Origin of the sequence: Bacteroides sp. 3_1_23 (assembly GCF_000162555.1) — a bacterium.
Classification (GTDB): Bacteria; Bacteroidota; Bacteroidia; order Bacteroidales; family Bacteroidaceae; genus Bacteroides; species Bacteroides ovatus.
In genome coordinates this window covers 2,614,176-2,634,763 of record NZ_GG774949.1, presented here as the reverse complement: position 1 = coordinate 2,634,763, position 20,588 = coordinate 2,614,176, and the positions used below count along the sequence as shown (strand labels likewise).

17 protein-coding genes are annotated in these 20,588 nt (G+C 42.0%); 9 read left to right on the top strand and 8 right to left on the bottom strand.

The window, feature by feature from the left end:
- Nucleotides 1–26 precede the first annotated feature (26 nt).
- Nucleotides 27–1,307 carry an alginate export family protein gene (locus HMPREF9010_RS13890; protein ID WP_008648626.1) on the top strand — a complete coding sequence of 427 codons (1,281 nt, stop codon included), beginning with the start codon at nt 27–29 and terminating at the stop codon, nt 1,305–1,307.
- Between the two features lie 66 nt (nt 1,308–1,373).
- On the opposite strand, the gene HMPREF9010_RS13895 is transcribed toward HMPREF9010_RS13890, so the two are convergent.
- The 6 genes from HMPREF9010_RS13895 to HMPREF9010_RS13920 form a co-directional block, all read right to left on the bottom strand.
- Entirely contained in the window at nt 1,374–2,135 is a 762-nt protein-coding gene (locus tag HMPREF9010_RS13895; RefSeq protein ID WP_004297088.1) for an NADPH-dependent oxidoreductase, read from the bottom strand.
- Nucleotides 2,136–2,175: 40 nt separating this feature from the next.
- Nucleotides 2,176–3,015, bottom strand: a complete 840-nt coding sequence (locus HMPREF9010_RS13900; RefSeq protein WP_004309718.1) for an aldo/keto reductase — start codon at nt 3,013–3,015, stop codon at nt 2,176–2,178.
- Nucleotides 3,012–4,205: an MFS transporter gene (locus HMPREF9010_RS13905; RefSeq protein ID WP_004297086.1), complete on the bottom strand. Its 1,194-nt coding sequence runs from the start codon at nt 4,203–4,205 to the stop codon at nt 3,012–3,014. Before HMPREF9010_RS13905 ends, HMPREF9010_RS13900 begins: the two co-directional genes overlap by 4 nt.
- A gap of 9 nt (nt 4,206–4,214) precedes the next feature.
- Nucleotides 4,215–5,288, bottom strand: coding sequence for an alpha/beta hydrolase (locus tag HMPREF9010_RS13910; RefSeq protein ID WP_032852645.1), 1,074 nt, complete (start codon nt 5,286–5,288; stop codon nt 4,215–4,217).
- Nucleotides 5,289–5,625: 337 nt separating this feature from the next.
- A complete protein-coding gene (locus HMPREF9010_RS13915; RefSeq protein WP_004304056.1) occupies nt 5,626–6,462 on the bottom strand; it encodes an AraC family transcriptional regulator in 837 nt (278 codons plus the stop codon).
- Between the two features lie 136 nt (nt 6,463–6,598).
- On the bottom strand, nt 6,599–7,288 hold the full coding sequence (locus HMPREF9010_RS13920) for a Crp/Fnr family transcriptional regulator (protein ID WP_004304055.1): 690 nt from the start codon (nt 7,286–7,288) through the stop codon (nt 6,599–6,601).
- A gap of 194 nt (nt 7,289–7,482) precedes the next feature.
- On the opposite strand from HMPREF9010_RS13920, the gene HMPREF9010_RS13925 reads away from it, so the two are divergent.
- The 3 genes from HMPREF9010_RS13925 to HMPREF9010_RS13935 all read left to right on the top strand — a co-directional run bounded on the left by HMPREF9010_RS13925 (nt 7,483) and on the right by HMPREF9010_RS13935 (nt 12,627).
- Complete coding sequence (locus tag HMPREF9010_RS13925; protein ID WP_008648623.1) at nt 7,483–8,022, top strand: flavodoxin family protein; 540 nt, start codon at nt 7,483–7,485, stop codon at nt 8,020–8,022.
- Nucleotides 8,023–8,428: 406 nt separating this feature from the next.
- Nucleotides 8,429–9,250 carry an MBL fold metallo-hydrolase gene (locus HMPREF9010_RS13930; protein ID WP_004304054.1) on the top strand — a complete coding sequence of 274 codons (822 nt, stop codon included), beginning with the start codon at nt 8,429–8,431 and terminating at the stop codon, nt 9,248–9,250.
- Nucleotides 9,251–9,267: 17 nt separating this feature from the next.
- Nucleotides 9,268–12,627, top strand: a complete 3,360-nt coding sequence (locus tag HMPREF9010_RS13935; RefSeq protein WP_008648622.1) for a S41 family peptidase — start codon at nt 9,268–9,270, stop codon at nt 12,625–12,627.
- Nucleotides 12,628–12,783: 156 nt separating this feature from the next.
- Here HMPREF9010_RS13935 and HMPREF9010_RS13940 read toward each other — a convergent pair whose 3' ends face one another.
- Complete coding sequence (locus HMPREF9010_RS13940) at nt 12,784–13,455, bottom strand: YczE/YyaS/YitT family protein (protein WP_004297076.1); 672 nt, start codon at nt 13,453–13,455, stop codon at nt 12,784–12,786.
- A 155-nt stretch (nt 13,456–13,610) separates the two neighbouring features.
- Between HMPREF9010_RS13940 and HMPREF9010_RS13945 the strand changes: the two genes are divergently transcribed.
- Complete coding sequence (locus tag HMPREF9010_RS13945; RefSeq protein ID WP_004304051.1) at nt 13,611–14,501, top strand: helix-turn-helix domain-containing protein; 891 nt, start codon at nt 13,611–13,613, stop codon at nt 14,499–14,501.
- Nucleotides 14,502–14,670: 169 nt separating this feature from the next.
- Here the strand turns inward: HMPREF9010_RS13945 and HMPREF9010_RS13950 are convergent, their stop codons facing one another.
- Entirely contained in the window at nt 14,671–16,428 is a 1,758-nt protein-coding gene (locus HMPREF9010_RS13950) for a 1-deoxy-D-xylulose-5-phosphate synthase (protein WP_008648621.1), read from the bottom strand.
- 452 nt (nt 16,429–16,880) lie between these two features.
- On the opposite strand from HMPREF9010_RS13950, the gene HMPREF9010_RS13955 reads away from it, so the two are divergent.
- The 4 genes from HMPREF9010_RS13955 to HMPREF9010_RS13970 are packed head-to-tail and all read left to right on the top strand — an operon-like array spanning nt 16,881 to nt 20,520.
- Complete coding sequence (locus HMPREF9010_RS13955) at nt 16,881–17,912, top strand: alpha/beta hydrolase (RefSeq protein ID WP_004326669.1); 1,032 nt, start codon at nt 16,881–16,883, stop codon at nt 17,910–17,912.
- Nucleotides 17,913–17,929: 17 nt separating this feature from the next.
- Nucleotides 17,930–18,481 carry a cyclophilin-like fold protein gene (locus tag HMPREF9010_RS13960; RefSeq protein WP_008648620.1) on the top strand — a complete coding sequence of 184 codons (552 nt, stop codon included), beginning with the start codon at nt 17,930–17,932 and terminating at the stop codon, nt 18,479–18,481.
- An 11-nt stretch (nt 18,482–18,492) separates the two neighbouring features.
- Entirely contained in the window at nt 18,493–19,356 is an 864-nt protein-coding gene (locus HMPREF9010_RS13965) for a DUF3737 family protein (RefSeq protein WP_008648619.1), read from the top strand.
- A 3-nt stretch (nt 19,357–19,359) separates the two neighbouring features.
- Nucleotides 19,360–20,520, top strand: a complete 1,161-nt coding sequence (locus HMPREF9010_RS13970) for a MalY/PatB family protein (RefSeq protein ID WP_004297065.1) — start codon at nt 19,360–19,362, stop codon at nt 20,518–20,520.
- The last annotated feature ends 68 nt before the right edge of the window (nt 20,521–20,588 follow it).

Here is a 20,588-nt window from a genome sequence, read left to right as displayed (position 1 = left end):
ATCGAATCACTTAAACTTCAATATCAATGAAAACACTTTATTGGTCATTCTTGCTTATGCTATTGCCAAGCATGGCATATACACAAAACACGGAGAAAGAGAATGAATTTACGATGTCTATGCAAATCAGACCTCGTGCGGAGTATCGGAATGGTGCATTGACTCCACGGGATGAAGGGGTAGCTCCTACATCTTTCATCAATAACCGTGCACGCCTCTCGATGGATTATAAACGTTCGGATCTGGAACTAAAGATGTCGGCACAGCATGTCGGTGTTTGGGGACAAGACCCGCAGATTGAGAAGAATGGGCGTTTTATGTTGAATGAGGCTTGGGCGAAACTGAACTTTGGTGAAGGGTTCTTTGCTCAACTGGGACGTCAGTCATTGATTTATGATGATGAACGTATTTTGGGAGGACTGGATTGGAATGTAGCGGGCCGTTACCACGATGCATTGAAGCTGGGATATGCCAACAAAAATAATGAAGTCCATCTGATTCTTGCTTTTAACCAGAATAATGACAATAGAACAAGTGGAGGTACTTACTATGATTCTTCTACCGGACAGCCTTATAAGAATATGCAAACCGTCTGGTATCATTATAAAGCGGATAATGTTCCGTTCGGAGCTTCTTTGTTGTTTATGAATCTGGGATTGGAAACGGGTGATAAAGCCACGGATGATTCTCATACCCGCTATTTACAAACAATGGGTACTTACCTCACTTATAAGAATAGTAACTGGAATCTGGATGGTGCTTTCTACTATCAGATGGGTAAGAATAAAGCTGCGGAGAAAGTTTCAGCTTTGATGGGTAGCATACAAGCCGCCTATACGTTTAATCAGACATGGGGAGCCGTGGCTAGTTTTGATTATTTAAGCGGTGATAAAGGAAATGGCGGTAAGTATAAGGCTTTTGATCCTCTTTATGGGACCCATCATAAATTCTATGGAGCAATGGATTATTTTTATGCTTCTACATTTGCAAACGGTTATGCACCGGGATTGATGGATGCTCGTATCGGAGGTCGTTTCCGTCTATCTGGCAAGGTAGATATGGAACTTAATTACCATTATTTTAGTACAGCTGTAAAGGTTCAGGACTTGAAGAAATATTTAGGTTCGGAAGTCGATTATCAGATAAACTGGTCGATCATGAAAGATGTGAAACTCTCTGCCGGATATTCTTTTATGCGTGGTACGAAGACGATGGACGCTGTGAAAACCGGCAATCATAAAAGCTGGCAGGATTGGGGATGGGTATCGTTGAATATCAATCCGAAAGTATTTTTCACTAAATGGTAGAGAAATAAACAGAATGATGAGAATCCCGGTTGACTTATGTTGACCGGGATTTTAGGACTTTGATCTCTATACCGAATATCTGCTTTTAGCCGAGGTAAATCCCTGTTGACTTAAGGCATCCGCAACTCCTTTGTAATGAAACGGATGTCGGTAGAAATCAGCTGCCAGGTCTGTCCAGTTGCCTACACGATTATTCCATGGACGTTCTTTAAGATAATGGGCGTAGATAACGTCATATTCAGCGAGTTTATCTTTTAAATCAGTCTTATATGTCTCTTCGAAAAAGACAGCCTGTTGTGGAAAACGAGGCTTTAATCCCGGTTCTTCTGCGGGGTAGCCGATACATAATCCCAACATAGGAAAGACATATTCCGGAAGTTGCAATTCATGGACAATTTCCAGCGCATTTTTACGTACATCTCCAATAGGGACTGTTCCCAATCCCAATGATTCGGCAGCCACGACAGCCGCTTCGAGAGCGATACCGACTTCATGAGCTCCCACGAGCAATGTGTCAATGTCCTGCATTACTTCATCGAGCGTTTGCTCTTTCTTATGGCAGGCAAGAGCCACCCTATGGTAATCAGTACAGAACACGAGGAATACGGGAGCTTCGGCAATGTGTACCTGATTTCCGCATAATTCGGCTAAACGTCTTCTATGGTCGGTATTCTTTACTGCAATTATGGAAACGAGTTGCAGGTTTACCCAGTTCGGTGCGGCTTGTACGGCACGGATGATGGAGTTTAAATCTTCATCACTTACCGTTCTGTCGGTGTATGAACGGATGGAACGATGTGCCAGCATACTATCTATGACTTTATTCATTTTTCTTATTATAGTTCATAATTTATAGCATTTCATGTTATTACCAACCTGCCAATGGTATTTTCCGTGCCGGTGCGGGAAACGCGGTATCCAAATCATGCAAATCTTCCTCTGTCAGATGAATGGAAAGGCTTCGGAAATTATCTTCCACATGGGTTACATTACCGGCTTTGGGTATGGCAATGATACCGGGCTGACGCATCGTCCACGACAATGCGATTTGTGCAGGCGATACATCGTGTCGCCGGGCGATTTCCACCAATGTATGGTGGTGCAGAAGTCGTCCTTCTCCGATGGGCGAATAAGCCATAAGCGGCATTCTACGGGCAGCGCACCACGGCATGAGGTCGAACTCTATGCCCCGGTCGCCGAGGTTGTAGAGTACCTGATCGGTGGCGCAGCCGCTTCCACCGGACAGTGAAACAATACGTTCCATGTCGGCTGTGTCCATATTACTGACACCCCATAAACGGATTTTTCCCTCTTGTTGCAATTCGGTCATCGCCCGAACGGTTTCTTCATAAGGATGGCGTCCTTTCCAGTGCAACAGGTAGAGGTCGATATACTCCGTTCCGAGCTTCAGCAAACTTCGTTCACAGGCGAGTTTCGTTCCACGATAGCTTGCATTACTCGGTAAAACTTTGCTCACGAGAAGCACTTTCTCTCTACAGTCGCGGACAGCTTCGCCTACCAGTTCCTCGTTGTCGTACATCTCGGCAGTATCGACAAGGTTCATTCCCAGCTCGATGCCATGTTGTAATGCCCGTATTTCTTCATGCCGCCGTGCGGCGGATTGTCCCATTTTCCATGTGCCTTGTCCCAACGGACAAACAGTTTGTCCATTCGGGAAAGTGATTATTGGTCGTTCTGTTTTCTTCATATTGTCACTGCCATTATGTGTTTATTGCGGCTCATTAAGCTATTCCTGATAATAATGCTTGCCACTCCGACAAGCAGGAATGCCACAGCTCCCAACGGAGATGATTGTGTTCCCCATACAGTTATGAACATGCCACATATTGCCGCTCCCAACGCTGTTCCGAGATTTGCGGCGGTCAGGAACAATCCGTTGGCAAAATCGGGTGCTTCGGTTGCCGACGTAGATACCATGAATTGATTCCCGTTATTTGCAATACCTGCGAATATTCCCAATATCAGAATGACAATTGACGTTGGTATGGTCAGTTTCCCTAGTCCGTAAAGTACGAGATAAAGTATCGCCATGATGGCAGGTACGTATTTCAACGTGGCGAAAGGACGTTGTGCCAACAACTTTCCGGCTGCGATATTTCCGACGATATTTGCCATGCCGTAAACAAACAGCAGAAGGCTGATTACCTTGAAGGAGACATCTGTAACCGTTATCAGGTAATCGGACAAGTAGCTGTAAAATCCGAACATGGCTGCATTCATCAGTAATGCCGCAAGGAAGGAGTTCCACAATACGGGCTTTCTCAATACGCTGAGTTGTGTGCCATACGATAACCGTTCCTTAACGGGCATGGACGGTATGAGGAAAATAGTGGCGAGCAGTACAAATGCATTGACAACGGTAAAAAATACCATTGCTGCAGAGAATGAAAATTCACTGGCGATGTAGCTCGTCACGGGCACTCCGAGCACCATTCCTGCCGATACTCCGGCAAAGATTTTGGAAACGGCTTTCGGAGCATCCTCCCGACTAACGGAAGAGGCTGCGGTTGAGAAAGCGATGGATACATAGAGCGGATGAAAGAATGCCGGAATCGCACGGGTTATCAACAGTACGGTAAAGTTCGTCGTGAAGACCGAAACGAGGTTGGAAATCACGAACACGGACAAGGCGAGCACCATGACCGTTTTACGGTTTACCCGTGAAAAAAGTAACGGTACGACGGGAGCAGAGAAGGCAATGATCAGCGCAAAGAGGCTGACCGTCCAACCCGCATCCGGCACCGTAACACCGAAGGTTTCGGCAATGATAGGGATGATGCCCACTACTCCCATTTCAGTATTCAATATTCCGAATACTCCGAGTGTGAGGATGAACATCAACAAGTGGTTATGCTTATTTTTAGTTGATATACTCATGTTTTTATTTTATTTGAGGTTTGACTTGAAAAATGCTTCCAGTTTGTCAAACGGAATCTTCCGGTCGTAAAGGTCGGTGTGGTTGGCTCCGGGAACGATTAGTAACTCCTTGTTGTTGCCCTTGAGGCGTTTGAAGGCATCCTCGCTGAAATAACGCGAATGGGCATTTTCGCCGTGAATGAGCAATACAGCATTGTCAATCTCGTGGATATAGGTTAACAATGGCATATTGATGAACGAAAGAGCCATCGTGGGGTTCCATGCACCATTAGAATTGATGGCACGGGCGTGAAAAGCACGTTCAGTCTTGTAATAATCGAAGTAGTCTTTGACGAATTGCGGCTCGTCGCCCTTGATGCTAGTGGGCAGACCGGGCGTACCGGGAGTGGCCGTGCCGTTCTGTGCATCACGGGTCCGGATAGCATTCATCGCCTCGCGTTTGTTGCGGCGTACTTCGGCACTGTCCTCGGCATCGAAATAGCCGTTGGCATTCACGCGGCTCATATCGTACATTGTAGAAGCTACTGTTGCTTTGATGCGCGTGTCCATTGCCGCGGCATTCAGTCCCATACCACCGAATCCGCAGATGCCGATGATACCGATGCGTTTGGCATCTACATTGGGGTGTGCAATCAGGAAATCCACTGCCGCGCTAAAATCTTCGGTGTTGATGTCGGGCGATGCCACATTACGGGGTTCGCCACCGCTCTCGCCCGTATAAGAGGGGTCGAACGCAAGGGTGAGGAATCCGCATTCGGCCATTGTCTGCGCATAAAGTCCCGATGACTGTTCCTTCACAGCCCCGAAAGGGCCGCTAACGGCAATGGCAGGGACTTTACTTTCGATATTCTTGGGTTCGTACAAGTCGGCGGCAAGTGTGATGCCATAGCGGTTTTTGAAGGTTACTTTACGATGATTAACCTTGTCGCTCTGTGGGAACTTTTTGTCCCATTCCTGTGTAAGATTCAATGTGTCCATATGATTACTTGTTTTTTGATTTGTAATACCGTTCGTGCAGCCGGTAAGCAACCCCATACTTAACAAGGCTGCGATAGCTGCGGATTTAAAATTCGCTGTTCTCATCATTCTATTATTTAAATGGTTATTGTTCTATTTCATATTGCAAAGGTACGGCTATAAAATAAGCGGCACATTATTGTCGGGCTCAAAAGGAGTTACTCAAAAGCTCAACTATCTATTTTCTTAAAAGCTCCATGCAAATGGCAGGAAAAGTAGTTCTGAATTTATGATAATCAAGTTTGGCGGTGGACAATATGGCATCAGCATACACATTGCTATGAAGATTGTATACTCTATATTTTCCGGTAAATTATCAGGGCTGCCCTTACCGTAAGGTTACTGTAAGGAACAAGCTGTAAGTTGATATTTAATTAAAAAACTCAATATATTTTGCTCCGATTTACACGAATGTGGCGGTCGGCGGCATACCGTACTGTTTTTTGAAGGCGGTTGAGAAGTGAGACGGGTTCTTGAAACCGACTTCGGCATAAACATCCACGACCTTTTTGCCGCCCTCTTTCATCAGGGCGTAAGCTACTTCGAGTCGTTTACGGATAAGCCATTTTTCGGGAGTGAGGTCGCTGATTTTCTTGAAATCCCGTTTGAATGTGGCAAGGCTGCGTCCCGTGTAGTGTGCCATCTCTTCCATCGTGAGCTCGTACATGTAGTTCTCGTTCATAAATTCCAGAATATCTATTTTCCACGGTTCATTGAAGTCGAAAAGCGTCGGCGCGAACTTTTTGTCGATATGTAATAATGCGAGCAGACCTTCCTGCAATTTCAGTTGCATCAGGTCATCCGCAGGTTTCACCTTCGGATCGAAGTAGGGCGTCATCGAAGCGAACAGACTGGCGAGTTCGGCCGTTTTCGGAAGTTTTATCACTCCGGAATTGAGTTTCGCGGTATTGGTCGGTACTTTACGTTGTTCCAACTTACCGTACATTTCACGTAAGAAACGACGTGTGAACATCAGGAAGATACCGCAGTAGCGTTCACCATCTTTCGTCTTCTTGTACATCGTAATGTGATGGTCGCGCGGTATGAAGACGCATTCGCCTTTTCCGACATGAATTTGCTCATTGCCATTGTCGAGAATCATCTCACCCGAATAGACGTAATTGATGGCATATTCGCGGGAGCGATGTACGCAGCCGCTGAGGTCATCATAGAAGAAGCTGTAGAATACATCGTTGTAATTGAAGATAAGCTTCATTTGCCCTAATTGTTCATCTGTCATATTTTTTTGCTTTTCTTTCTGATTGCAAATATAGCAAAAACAGTTTTATTTCTCTTCGGCTCATTTATATATTTAACTTGTTTTCGATATAAGAGCCAAATTATTCCTTAGTTTCAACCCTGCCCCTGTTTCTTTATTATATGAATTTCTCTAAAGCGGCCTTATTCAAAATTTCCACCCGTTTCCCTTCCATAGTGATAAGCCCTTCCTTGATAATCTTATTAATTTCTTTCGATAAGGCGGGACGTGATACATTCAGGTATTCGGCAAGTTGGGATTGCGTATGTGTAATCTCCACTATCAGGGAATCTTTCTTCTTGTGCTCGAACAGATAAACGATAAATCTTTCCCGGACAGTCTTGCGGGAGAGTGGTTTCAGACGTGATACGGTACAGATATTGCAATTGCCTGCAATGCAGAGAAAATTGTGCAATACTTGCGGGTCCTGGCTGATAACTTTAAAGGTAGAATCCTTTGTTGCCATAAGTATCACACTGTCCTCAAGGGCAGTGAAAGTAGCCGGCAATGTGTTGTCCGAGCTAAAAAGATGTGGAGTGGCAAAAGTGCGTGGCGCAATGATATATTCAATCATCACTTCATTTCCCAGTCCGTCGATAATATCCGTGCGCAATTTCCCTTCCAACAACACATACAGTTTGTTGCAAGGCGTTCCCTGCGTAACAACTATCTCTTTCTTGTTTGCTATATAGACTACGAAATCTAGTTTCTCCAATAGGGATTCTTTAATGTTTAAGGGCAAATTCCGGAAAAGGGGGATTTGAAACAGCTTTTCTTTATGTGTGTCGGTCAGTTGTATTTTTTTCATTGTATCATGTTGTTCGTATTGTGGACAAAGATATAAATTAAATATTGGTAGAAAAAATCTTTTGTTATGTTTGAATCTGTAATCTGGGTATATTTCTCTGTAATTTATATACATTCGCTATGTTATAAATTGTCTATTTTTGCAGAGTGAAAAGACTGATTAATTCTGAAAGATGAAAGTAATAAAAGAAAGTTATGGCTAAAAAAGTTTTGATAATTTCGTCCAGTCCACGTAAAGGTGGTAATTCGGATTTGCTTTGTGATGAATTTATGAAAGGTGCTATCGAGGCGGGCAATGAAGTAGAGAAGATTTTTCTGAAAGACAAAACGGTTCATCCTTGTACGGGATGCAGTGTTTGCAGTATGTACGGTAAACCTTGTCCGCAGAAGGATGATGCAGCGGAAATCGTGGAGAAGATGATTGCTGCCGATGTGATTGTAATGGCAACCCCGGTCTATTTTTACACCATGTGCGGGCAGATGAAGATAATGATTGACCGCTGTTGCGCACGTTATACGGAAATAACCAATAAGGACTTTTATTTCATTATTGCGGCAGCAGAAAACGATAAAGCAATGATGGAGCGTACTATCGACGGCTTCCGTGGCTTCCTCGATTGCTTGGAAGGACCACTGGAAAAAGGGACGGTCTATGGAATCGGTGCATGGAAAGTAGGAGAGATTAAAGATACTCCCTACATGCAGGAAGCATATACTATGGGAAAGATGGTGTAACTGTTTGTTTTCCATATTAAAGATATTCATAAAGAATATGATAAATGGATTTGTTCGAATATTTGAGATATAGTTTTGAACTTAACTTTTAAAACCTGACGGGAAATCTGGAAAAGACGGTTATGTTTTCCAGATTTTCCGCCGTCTTTTTTTATAAGAAGAGGGGAAAAGGTGAGGGTAGTGAGGGAGGATTTCTAACATTCGTGTTTTTTTTTAGAGAAAATATAGATAGGAAAAAATAAAATATAAAAATAAAAGGTTGCAATTCCTCCCTCACTACCCTCACCTTTTTCCCCTTTTTACGATTACTTAATTGACTGGATTGCTTGTTCTGCCACAGAATTATTATAATTTTGTGGCAGAACTTTTTATTTTGTATAATTCGTTTGATAACTAACTAAGTATCATGGGCTATAAAATAACGACTCTTGTGGAGAATTGTGTCTATGGACGTAAATTGCAGGCAGAGCATGGTCTTTCTCTTTATATTGAGACATCGGGACATCGGTTACTTTTCGATACGGGAGCATCCGACTTGTTTATCCGTAACGCCCGCTTGTTGCATATTGACTTGCAAAAAGTCGATTATTTGATATTATCTCATGGTCATAGTGATCATACGGGCGGACTACGTTATTTTTTGGAATTGAATACGCAGGCAACCGTTGTCTGTAAGCGTGAGGTTTTTTCTCCTAAATTCAAGGATGAACGTGAGAACGGGATGATGCATACACAAAACCTCGATCGTTCCCGTTTCCGCTTTATTACAAAGCAGACCGAACTGCTTCCCGGAGTTTTCCTTTTTCCCTCTATTGATATTATAAATCAGGCAGATACCCATTTTGAACGTTTTTGGGTTCAGCAAGAAGATGGATGCAAAATACCGGATACTTTTCAGGATGAATTGGCGGTGGTATTGGTGGAACCGGAAGGATTTTCCGTATTAAGTGCCTGTTCTCATCGGGGAATAACCAATATTTTGCGTACGGTTCAGGCTGCCTTTCCCGAATCTCCTTGTAAGTTACTTCTGGGAGGTTTTCATATCCATAATGCGGAAAAACAAAAATATCAGGTCATTGCAGATTATTTACAGGAATATCTTCCCCGACAGATTGGCGTTTGTCATTGTACGGGAGTGGATAAATATGCCTTCTTTTACAAAGACTTTGGTGACAGCACATTTTATAATTACACGGGAAAACTAATTCAAACCGATTTATCGGAATAAATTTATAATAATTTGATATGAAGAAACTAATAACTTCTTTAGCGCTGGTACTATCAGCATTATCCAGCTATGCAATTACTCCTTTGTGGATGCGTGATGCACGTATTTCACCGGATGGATCAGAAATTGTTTTTTGTTACAAGGGTGACATTTATAAAGTCCCTGCACAAGGAGGAACAGCTGTTCAACTCACCACACAAACCTCTTATGAAGCCAATCCGGTTTGGTCGCCCGATGGCAAGCAAATTGCGTTTGCCAGTGACCGGAATGGAAATTTTGACTTATTCATTATGCCTGCTGACGGAGGTGCCGCCCGGCGACTGACCTATCATTCTGCATCAGAAATACCGTCGGCTTTTACTCCGGATGGAAAGTATGTCTTTTTCTCTGCCTCTATACAGGATCCGGCAAGCAGTGCCCTGTTTCCTACAGGAGCGATGACGGAATTATATAAAGTTCCTGTTGCCGGCGGACGTACCGAGCAAGTGCTGGGCACTCCTGCCGAACTGGTCTGTTTTGATAAAACAGGGAAGAACTTTCTTTATCAGGATCGTAAAGGGTTTGAAGATGAATGGAGAAAGCATCATACTTCTTCCATTACGAGAGATATCTGGTTATATAATACCCAAACGGGAAAACATACGAACCTGACAAACCGGGGAGGAGAGGACCGTAATCCTGTGTATACACCTGATGGTAATGCTGTCTATTTTTTAAGTGAGCGTGATGGAGGTTCCTTCAATGTGTATACTTTCCCTTTGAATACCCCACAGGAAGTGAAAGCTGTGACTACTTTCAAAACTCACCCGGTACGTTTTTTGTCTGTCAGCGATAAAGGTACCTTATGTTATACCTATGATGGTGAGTTATACACACAGAAGTCTGGTGCACGTCCGGAAAAAGTAAAAGTAGAACTGGTCCGTGATGATGAGCAGCAGCTTGCTACACTTAAATTCTCACAGGGAGCAACTTCCGCTTCTGTATCTCCGGACGGTAAACAAATTGCTTTTATTGTACGTGGTGATGTGTTCGTGACTTCAACTGATTATGCTACCACCAAGCAAATCACAAATACTCCGGCAAAAGAAGCTGCCGTTTCTTTTGCTCCGGACAACCGGACACTGGTTTATGCCAGCGAGCGAACCGGTAACTGGCAACTTTATACCGCCAAAATAAGTCGTAAGGAAGACCCGAATTTCCCTAATGCCACTCTTATTGAAGAGGAAGTATTATTACCGTCTAAAACGGTAGAACGTACTTATCCGCAATATTCACCGGACGGTAAAGAATTGGCTTTTATCGAAGACCGTAATCGTTTGATGGTACTCAATTTGAAAACAAAAAAGGTACGTCAGGTAACGGATGGTTCTACATGGTATAACACCGGAGGTGGATTCGATTACGAATGGTCGCCTGACGGTAAATGGTTCACTCTTGAATTTATAGGCAACCGCCACGATCCTTATTCGGATGTAGGCATTGTCAGCGCACAGGGAGGTGCAATTACTAATCTGACAAATAGTGGATATATCAGTGGTGCTCCGCGTTGGGTACTCGATGGGAATGCTATTCTTTTCCAAACCGAGCGCTATGGTATGCGTGCGCACGCTTCCTGGGGATCGCAGCAAGATGTGATGTTGGTGTTTCTCAATCAGGATGCTTATGATCGTTACCGTTTGAGTAAGGAAGATTTCGAATTACTCAAGGAATTTGAAAAGGAACAGAAGAAGGCAAAGGAGAAAGACGATGAGAAGACGAAAGACGGAAAGAAGTCTAAGGCGGAAAAAGCAGATAAAGGAAATGCTAACAAGGGAAAGACTGATAAAAGCAAGGCCGACAAGGAAAAGAGCAAAGTAGATAGCAGCAAAGACAGTAATCAGGATGAGTCTGCTGATGATAAGGCAGATCAAAAAGAGATACTTGTCGAGCTGAACGGCATTGAAGACCGTATCGTACGTTTGACTCCCAATTCTTCCGACTTGGGTAGTGCCATACTTTCAAAAGACGGGGAAGATCTTTACTATTTCTCCGCGTTCGAAGGTGGATATGACCTTTGGAAAATGAATCTCCGTGAAAAAGATACGAAGCGTCTGCACAAACTCAATACCGGTTGGGCATCGTTGATGTTGGACAAAAAAGGAGATATTTTTTTGTTGGGAAGCCGGATTATGCAAAAGATGGATGCCAAGTCGGATGCTTTGAAGTCCATCAGTTATCAGGCTGAAATGAAAATGGACTTGGCTGCCGAACGTGAAACGATGTTTGACCATGTGTACAAACAACATCAAAAACGTTTTTACAATGTCAATATGCACGGGGTTGACTGGGATGCTATGACTAATGCTTATCGTAAGTTCTTGCCTCATATTGATAACAATTATGACTTTGCAGAATTATTGAGTGAGTGGTTGGGTGAGCTGAATGTTTCACATACCGGAGGACGTTATTCTCCCAAAGGAAAAGGAGATGTCACTTCTAATCTCGGACTTTTGTTCGACTGGGATTATCAGGGAAAAGGAATGCAGATTGCTGAAATAATAGAAAAAGGTCCGTTCGATCATTCACGTACCAAAGTAAAGGCTGGTTGCATCATTGAAAAGATTAATAGAGAAGAGATAACTCTCGATAATGACATAACCTGCTTGCTGAATAATAAAGCAGGGAAGAAAACATTGATTTCAATCTACAATCCACAAAATAAAGAGCGTTGGGAAGAAGTGGTGATGCCGGTCACCAACGGGCAACTGAATGGATTGTTATACAAACGTTGGGTAAAACAACGTGCGGCAGATGTTGAAAAATGGTCGAAAGGACGTTTGGGATATGTTCATATTCAGTCGATGGGAGATGATAGCTTCCGTACTGTATACTCGGACATTCTGGGAAAATATAACAACTGCGAAGGCATTGTGATTGATACCCGTTTCAACGGTGGTGGCCGTCTGCATGAAGATATTGAAATACTGTTCAGTGGTCAGAAGTATTTCACACAAGTAGTGCGTGGACGTGAAGCCTGTGATATGCCGAGCCGTCGTTGGAACAAACCTTCCATTATGTTGCAATGTGAGGCCAACTACTCGAATGCACACGGAACTCCGTGGGTATATAAACATCAAAAGATTGGCAAACTTGTCGGTATGTCTGTTCCGGGTACTATGACAAGTGTGTCTTGGGAAACTTTACAAGATCCTTCACTGGTCTTTGGTATTCCTATCGTCGGTTATCGTTTGCCTGACGGCAGTTATTTGGAAAATACCCAATTGGAACCGGATGTAAAGGTTGCCAATAATCCGGAAACAGTAGTCAAAGGAGAGGATACCCAACTAAAGGTGGCTGTGGATGAACTTCTGAAAGAGATAGATAGTCAGAAGAAGTAAATACGAGTATAATTATATCTAAAATAAAGAGTCGCTTCTTTGAAAGAATCAATCAGATTCTAACAGAGAAGCGACTTTCTTTTATAGTGATTTTCTTATATTGACCTTTTTATATGACTCCTTTTATAAGGCGTTTATTTTAAATAGATATAGGGCTTACTTCCAGACCGGCAGTAATCTATGGAGGGTTTTTCTAGTCATTATCTTCTGATTCAGGAAGCTGACGATATACCCCGTTATACAAGCGGCAATGAGTGATCCTTCTCGTACTCCCTGAATACCTTGAGTCAGCAGCAGCGAGAGAATCACGGCTAATGTAACCAAAGTAATATCAAAATAAACTTTGAACTTTCCAAATTCCTTGTTATAATGGCGGGATGCATATTTCACAAATGCTTCTGCGCTCATCATGGCTACTTTTGGTTTCAGTTCAAGCACTACTCCGATAGACTGCACCATGCATCCTGTAAGTAATAAAGCAATCGACATACCATAATTAGCGGGATGCAGTTCGCTTGTCAGCATCATATTGAAATCAATGAATGCCGAAAAGATAAAAGAGAACGGTAGTTGAAGAAGAATTTCAATAATATCTTGTCGGGTTCTATTCTTTCGGATTAACCAGAACTGTCCCAGGATAAGCACCATGTTGATGATAAATGTGCAAGTACCCAACGATAAAGGACTATTCAGGCTTAATACATAATTGATGCTCGATATGGGAGTAGTTCCCAATGCCGAGCGTATAATCAACACGATACCTGCCGCTAAAAAATAGAGTCCGATAACAAACACTAAATACCTCTTAAAAATCTCTTTCATTTCCATGTCTTTTTAACCTCTTTCTATTGATTCCTTTCTCATGTATTGAAAAGGATATGCAAAGGTCTTGTTTTTTACTCTGAAATAGATTATCTAATTCCATACAGTTTTTGTCATATCCGAAACAAATCGTATTTTTACGTCATAAAATAAAGGTGTAAATGGTAAAATCTCGTATATTTGATAATACACAATTGTTGAAGGAGCATCCTGAACTTCCTCATTATAAAGAGGAGGTAGTCTGTTTCCGGAGTGAATATAAAGATAGAAGTTATCCGGCAAATGAATGTTATTTCAATCGGGAGCTTTATATGATATTCGTTCTTGAAGGCCGTTCGGAAATTCTACTGAATGGAGAGTTTATTGCGATAGAACCGAATATGTTACTTATTCACGGAGCAAATTATCTCACGGAACATCTTTATTCAAGCCGGGATATTAAATTTATCACTCTCGCCCTTTCCGAATCTATGCGGACGGACGATTCATATCTGACACAAATCACGGCAATCCTGTTGGCAACCATGAGGCGGAATAAGCAATATACGATTCAGTTGACAGAGTATGAAGCTCAAATCATCCATAAGGAGCTGGAAGTATTGATGCATCTGATGAATATTGAACATCATTTCCTTTTCCGGCGTATACAGGCAGCGTGCAATTCTCTGTTTTTGGATATAGCAGATTTTCTTTCCCGAAAGACCGTTATCAAAAAAGAGATCAGTCGTAAAGACCACGTTCTGCAAGAATTTCATGCACTTGTTACCCGTAATTTCAGGGAAGAACATTTTGTGAGCTTTTATGCGGATAAACTGGCTATTAGTGAACAGTACCTGGCACGCATTGTACGTCTTGGAACAGGTAAGACTATCAATAGCCTTATTAATGAATTGTTAGTAATGGAAGCGCGTACTTTATTGAGTTCTACCAAATTTACGGTTGGCGAGATTGCTGCTAAACTGGGGTTTAGTGATGCAGCCGGTTTTTGTAAGTTCTTTAAAAGAAATGCGGGACAGACTCCGTTGAATTATCGGAAAGGATTATTGATTTGAACGGAAAGGATTGCTGAACTGAATGGGGAATTACTGAACTGAATAGTGAATATAATGAATTTAAATAATAAGTTGGCTGATTTGAATGAAAATGGAAGTAGGTTGATGCAACTGTCCTTAAAGACCGTATACATCAACCTACCTGAATATATAGTGAATGGGTTTGATTTTAACCGATCACTGCTGTGATATCTTCTACAATCTGTTCATCCGTCAGATGATTGGCACGGAGAAACTCCTGTATATCATATCGGTCAACAAATTCTTTTTTAGCTCCAAAGTTCAGAACTTTCATGTTTGTAGCACCATAATAACGGGCAATCTTTTCACCGAAACCGCCATCCAATACACCGTCTTCCAACGTAATCACTAATTCGTGATCTGCTTTCAGTTCATCCATCAGTTCGTTGTCTACACCGGTGATGTAACGCGGATTGATGAGTGTTGCGTCAATATTGGCTTTTTCTTTCAGAAGTGATGCAACCGACTGTCCCAATCCATAGAACGAACCTAAAGCAAGAATGGCTACTTTTGATCCACGATGCGTCACTTTATAGCGATTGAGAACACTATAATCAGTCTCCACCGGTTCCCCACAAGTAATTACATCTGTTGCCGGTACACGGATGGCAACCGGGTGTTCATTTTGGCGGATACTCCATTCTAGCATAGCAAGATATTCCTCTTTGCAAGTCGGTGCCAGATAAACCATATTAGGAATATTGCTGATGAGCGGAATATCGAAGAAGCAGAGGTGAGTTACATCATTCATTCCGGACAGTGTACCCCAGAATACCAACAAAACAGCCGGGTTATTATTGATACAGAGATCTTGCGAAAGTTGATCGTATGAACGTTGGATAAATGTACTATACACTCCGTAAACAGGTTTTCCGCCATTGGCTGCGATACCCGAAGCAAGAGCTACTGCGTGTTCTTCTGCAATGCCGACATCTACAAACTGTTTGCCAGCTTCCTTGCGGCGGTCCGGAGTGAATCCGAGAACGGCAGGAGTACCTGAAGTGATTGTTACCACACGAGAATCTTCTTTCATCTTTTTCAGCAGATATTGAGCGGTTACTTCGCTGTAATCTTCTTCCTCATAACTGACTTTTGCTTCTCCGGTTTCCGGATTGAATGGAGTGCGCCAGTGATAAGTCTCTTTATCCTGTTCGGCACGTTCATAACCTTTACCTTTCAAAGTGTTGATGTGTACTACTATCGGATGCTGAATATCTTTCACTTTGGAGAATGCTTCAATCAACGCCTGTACATCGTTACCGTCATTTACATATATATAATCCAGCCCCATCGCCTTGAAGAAATTACATTCGCACTGACCGTTGCTGTCACGCAATTCTTTCAGATTTCTGTATAAACCTCCATGATTTTCAGCGATAGACATTTGGTTATCATTGACGATAATAATCATGTTGGTGCCAAGCTCTGCTGCATAATCCAATCCTTCAAAAGCTTCCCCTCCGCTTAAGGAGCCGTCGCCTATGACAGCTATGATATTTTCATTGCCGCCTGTGAGGTCGCGTCCTTTAGCCAATCCGCTGGCCAGACTGACAGAAGTGGAAGTATGACCGATAACAAAAAAATCATGTTCGCTTTCTTGTGGTTCGGTATAACCGGACACGAGATTGTATTCTTCCGGATGAAGAAAAGCGTTTTTACGGCCAGTCAGCATCTTGTGTACATAACTTTGGTGCGATACATCGAATACGATTTTATCTTTTGGAGAATTGAATACATAGTGCAAGGCAATAGTTGCTTCCACCATTCCGAAGTTGGGTCCGAAATGACCGCCGTGTTCACTCAACTTTTGCAGGAGTGATGCACGGATTTCATTACTTAAATCATTGAGTTCTTTAAACGATAACTTCTTTACGTCTGCGGGAGAGTAAATATTTTCTAAATACATATCAATTTGTTTTTTACGTTTATACCTATTATCTTTATCACACTGCAAAGATACTGCTGATTTTAGATTCGATTTGTATATAGATTACGGATTATTTTACCTATATTACCGACCTTGGAAAATAGGACTGACCTTTTGAGCTGGGAGTACTCATCAGAATTCTTTTTCAGTTTCGACTTTTCTCATTTTGTTTAATGATTCTTTAGTTACTTCTTGTAATAAACTTGGCGTTCGCTAAAGTAGGAAGTCTGACTTTGGCTTCCTTGGTTTCGATACTAACCTCATTTCCTTAAATAAGTTAGAATAGATATTATAGCACTTGATAAAAAAATATAATCCGTAATTGGGGTTATTATGTCAGTAATTCATCTACAAACGGTCTCTTTCTTTCATCGTATTTTTGCAATGTAGAAAGTAGACAATCAATTCTTTAATAATTAAAAATAAGAGATATGAAACGGATTTTATTATTAACAACTGTATTTATGATGATGCTTGGAACTAGTTTTTCTTCTGCACAGACAGATGCAGATAACTTTTATAAAAGTGATTTGGTAAGTGTGGAGAAAGTTTCTTTTTCCAACCAGTATAAAATGAAGGTAGCCGGAAATTTGTTTCTGCCTAAGAATATGAAAGAAGGGGACAAATACCCTGCAATCATTGTCGGACATCCAATGGGAGCTGTCAAGGAACAGAGCGCGAACCTTTACGCAACGAAAATGGCCGAACGGGGTTTTGTAACACTCTCCATAGACCTGTCTTTTTGGGGTGGGAGTGAAGGCGAGCCGCGCAATGCTGTTCTGCCGGAAGTTTATGCGGAAGACTTTAGTGCCGCAGTTGATTTTTTAGGTACCCGTCCGTTTGTTGACCGGAATCTAATTGGAGTAATCGGTATTTGCGGCAGTGGAAGTTTTGCTATCAGTGCAGCGAAAATAGACCCTCGCCTTAAAGCCATTGCGACAATCAGTATGTACAATATGGGTACGGCTAGCCGTAATGGGTTAAAACACTCATTGACATTGGAACAGAGAAAGCAAATAATGGCTGAAGCGGCAGAACAGCGTTATGCTGAATTTTTAGGTGGAGAAACTAAATATACAGGTGGTACTGTACATCAACTGACAGAAAAGTCCAGTCCGATTGAACGGGAGTTCTATGAGTTCTACCGTACACAAAGAGGAGAATTTACCCCCGACGGAGCAACTCCTATGACCACCACTCATCCTACACTTTCAAGTAATGTGAAATTTATGAATTTCTATCCTTTCGAAGATATTGAGACTATTTCACCCCGCCCTATGCTTTTCATTACCGGTGAAAATGCCCACTCACGTGAATTTAGTGAAGACGCCTACCGATTGGCTGCCGAACCTAAAGAATTGTATATAGTACCCGGTGCCGGACACGTAGATCTTTACGATCGTGTGAGCCTTATTCCATTTAATAAACTGGAATCCTTCTTTAAGGAATATCTAAAGAAATAAGTTTTAATACTATAAATATGAGATACTATATAATAGCAATTCTTACTATGCTGACATTATCGATCGGTTCCGCATCATGTAGCGAAGATGAACCCATACAGGGAACTGGTCAACAAGTGATTCCGGGTAATGGTTCTGGTTCCGGTGATAATGGCAGTAACAATAATTGCAATAATCCCGATGATAATGACGACAATAACGATGATACCCCAGTGAGCAATAATCTTAAAATAACAATCGGACCTGTTTCATTCAATGCCACATTGGAAAATAATGAGACTGCGAAAGCATTTAAGAGACTACTCCCTATGACAGTGGATATGTCTGAACTGCATGGTAATGAAAAATATTATTATCTGTCGAATGGTTTGCCGACAGCGTCGTCCAATCCCGGGACTATTCGGACAGGTGACTTGATGCTTTACGGTTCCACTTGTGTGGTCCTATTTTATGAAACCTTTTCCACTTCATATACTTATACCCGTTTAGGACGTATAACAAATCCTTCAGGACTGGCCTCCGCCCTTGGTTCAGGAGGCGTAAATGTAACTTTTGAAATAACAGATTAAAGAATAAACTAATGGAACAAATAAGAAATAAAGAATATGGAGGCGAACGTCCTCTGTTCGCGACCCACGACCTTCAACTGGAAGATGTAACAATTCACGCCGGTGAATCTGCATTGAAAGAATGTAGTAATATTATAGCAATCAACTGTCGCTTTGAAGGAAAATATCCTTTTTGGCATACCAACGGATTCATTGTGAAAAACTGTCTCTTTACAGAGGGAGCCCGTGCTGCTCTATGGTACTCTCAAAGTCTGCAAATGGCAGATACCTTGGTAGAAGCACCGAAGATGTTCCGTGAAATGGACGGAATAAAACTCGAAAACGTGCAGTTGCCTAATGCTTTGGAAACGTTTTGGTATTGTCGTAATATAGAGCTGAAGAACGTACAGATTGATAAAGCGGATTACCTTTTTATACACAGTGAGAATATTAAGATACAAAACTATGCCCAAAACGGGAACTATTCGTTCCAATATTGCAAGAATGTAGAAATCCATAATGCAGTTATCAACTCCAAAGATGCTTTCTGGAATACGAAAAATGTAACAGTCTATGATTCCGAGTTGAACGGAGAATATCTGGGATGGCATTCTAAAAACTTACGTTTGGTAAATTGCAGGATTTCGGGGACTCAACCGCTTTGCTACGCACATGATTTGGTGATGGAAAATTGTACGATGGCAGAAGATGCTGACCTTGCTTTTGAACACAGTAGTGTGAAGGCAACGATTAAAAGTCCCGTTCATAGCGTAAAAAATCCTCGTACGGGAAGTATTGTTGCCGAAAGTTTCGGAGCAATCATTTTGGACGAAAATATTAAATCACCAGCAAATTGCGAATTGAAACTTTGGGACGATCTAACCTGTTTTGATTGAAATATGAAATATAATTTCGATGAAATTATTCCACGCAGAGGTACGAATTCCTATAAATGGGATTCGTCCGCAGATGCGGATGTCTTGCCGATGTGGGTGGCTGATATGGATTTCCGTACAGCTCCCCCCGTCGTGGAGGCATTGAAGAAGCGGGTGGAACATGGGGTTTTCGGATATGTACGCGTACCTGACGCATACTACGAAGCGATAACCAATTGGTTTGCACGACGACATGCCTGGCGGATAGAAAAAGAATGGATTATTTATACTACCGGAGTTGTGCCGGCAATATCTGCTGCAATTAAAGCACTGACAGTACCCGGCGATAAAGTGATGGTACAGACGCCTGTATATAACTGCTTTTTCTCCTCTATCCGTAATAACGGTTGCGAGATGATTGCCAATCCTTTAGTATATAGAAACAGAGGGTATCAGATTGACTTTGATGATTTGGAGAAGAAAACTTCCGATCCGAAGGTAAAACTCATGTTGTTATGTAATCCGCATAATCCTGTCGGAAGAGTATGGAGTAAGCAGGAATTAAGGCAGATAGGTGAGATTTGTATTCGGAATAATGTGTTTGTGATTGCTGATGAAATTCATTGTGAATTGGTTTTTCTGGGGCATGAATATACTCCTTTCGCTTCTATATCAGAAGAGTTTCTTATGAATTCGGTAACCTTTGTTTCGCCTAGCAAGGCTTTTAATCTGGCAGGGCTTCAGATAGCCAATATTATTTCTGCAGATGCAAATGTACGGGTGAGAATAGATAAAGCGATTAATATAAATGAAGTTTGTGATGTGAATCCTTTCGGAGTGGAGGCGTTGATGGCTGCTTACAATGAGGGCGAAGAATGGCTGGAAGAACTTAAAATCTATTTATTTGCGAATTACATCTATTTAAAAGGTTATTTTGATGAATATCTTCCGGAATTTCCCGTAATGATGTTGGAAGGTACATATCTGGTTTGGGTGGATTGCTCGGTCTTGAATCAAACGTCAGCAGAAATAGTAAAAGACTTGTTGAAGAAAGAAAAACTTTGGGTGAACGAAGGCAGTCTGTATGGAGAGACTGGTGAAGGGTTTATCCGTATCAATATTGCGTGTCCGCGACAGCGGTTGATAGAAGGATTAAACAGATTGAAGCGGGTACTGAAATCATAAATACGAATGAAAAGAAGTAGTTAGAAAAAAGAACGCTCAAACGGTAAATATAACATACTCCGTTTGAG

Coding starts and splice junctions, on each gene's coding strand:
- HMPREF9010_RS13965 (WP_008648619.1), top strand. CDS start 18,493: ATGGAACAAATAAGAAATAAAGAATATGGAGGCGAACGTCCTCTGTTC.
- HMPREF9010_RS13930 (WP_004304054.1), top strand. CDS start 8,429: ATGGGCTATAAAATAACGACTCTTGTGGAGAATTGTGTCTATGGACGT.
- HMPREF9010_RS13915 (WP_004304056.1), bottom strand. CDS start 6,462: ATGACAGATGAACAATTAGGGCAAATGAAGCTTATCTTCAATTACAAC.
- HMPREF9010_RS13890 (WP_008648626.1), top strand. CDS start 27: ATGAAAACACTTTATTGGTCATTCTTGCTTATGCTATTGCCAAGCATG.
- HMPREF9010_RS13925 (WP_008648623.1), top strand. CDS start 7,483: ATGGCTAAAAAAGTTTTGATAATTTCGTCCAGTCCACGTAAAGGTGGT.
- HMPREF9010_RS13970 (WP_004297065.1), top strand. CDS start 19,360: ATGAAATATAATTTCGATGAAATTATTCCACGCAGAGGTACGAATTCC.
- HMPREF9010_RS13960 (WP_008648620.1), top strand. CDS start 17,930: ATGAGATACTATATAATAGCAATTCTTACTATGCTGACATTATCGATC.
- HMPREF9010_RS13945 (WP_004304051.1), top strand. CDS start 13,611: ATGGTAAAATCTCGTATATTTGATAATACACAATTGTTGAAGGAGCAT.
- HMPREF9010_RS13940 (WP_004297076.1), bottom strand. CDS start 13,455: ATGGAAATGAAAGAGATTTTTAAGAGGTATTTAGTGTTTGTTATCGGA.
- HMPREF9010_RS13905 (WP_004297086.1), bottom strand. CDS start 4,205: ATGAGTATATCAACTAAAAATAAGCATAACCACTTGTTGATGTTCATC.
- HMPREF9010_RS13900 (WP_004309718.1), bottom strand. CDS start 3,015: ATGAAGAAAACAGAACGACCAATAATCACTTTCCCGAATGGACAAACT.
- HMPREF9010_RS13895 (WP_004297088.1), bottom strand. CDS start 2,135: ATGAATAAAGTCATAGATAGTATGCTGGCACATCGTTCCATCCGTTCA.
- HMPREF9010_RS13950 (WP_008648621.1), bottom strand. CDS start 16,428: ATGTATTTAGAAAATATTTACTCTCCCGCAGACGTAAAGAAGTTATCG.
- HMPREF9010_RS13955 (WP_004326669.1), top strand. CDS start 16,881: ATGAAACGGATTTTATTATTAACAACTGTATTTATGATGATGCTTGGA.
- HMPREF9010_RS13920 (WP_004304055.1), bottom strand. CDS start 7,288: ATGAAAAAAATACAACTGACCGACACACATAAAGAAAAGCTGTTTCAA.
- HMPREF9010_RS13935 (WP_008648622.1), top strand. CDS start 9,268: ATGAAGAAACTAATAACTTCTTTAGCGCTGGTACTATCAGCATTATCC.
- HMPREF9010_RS13910 (WP_032852645.1), bottom strand. CDS start 5,288: ATGAGAACAGCGAATTTTAAATCCGCAGCTATCGCAGCCTTGTTAAGT.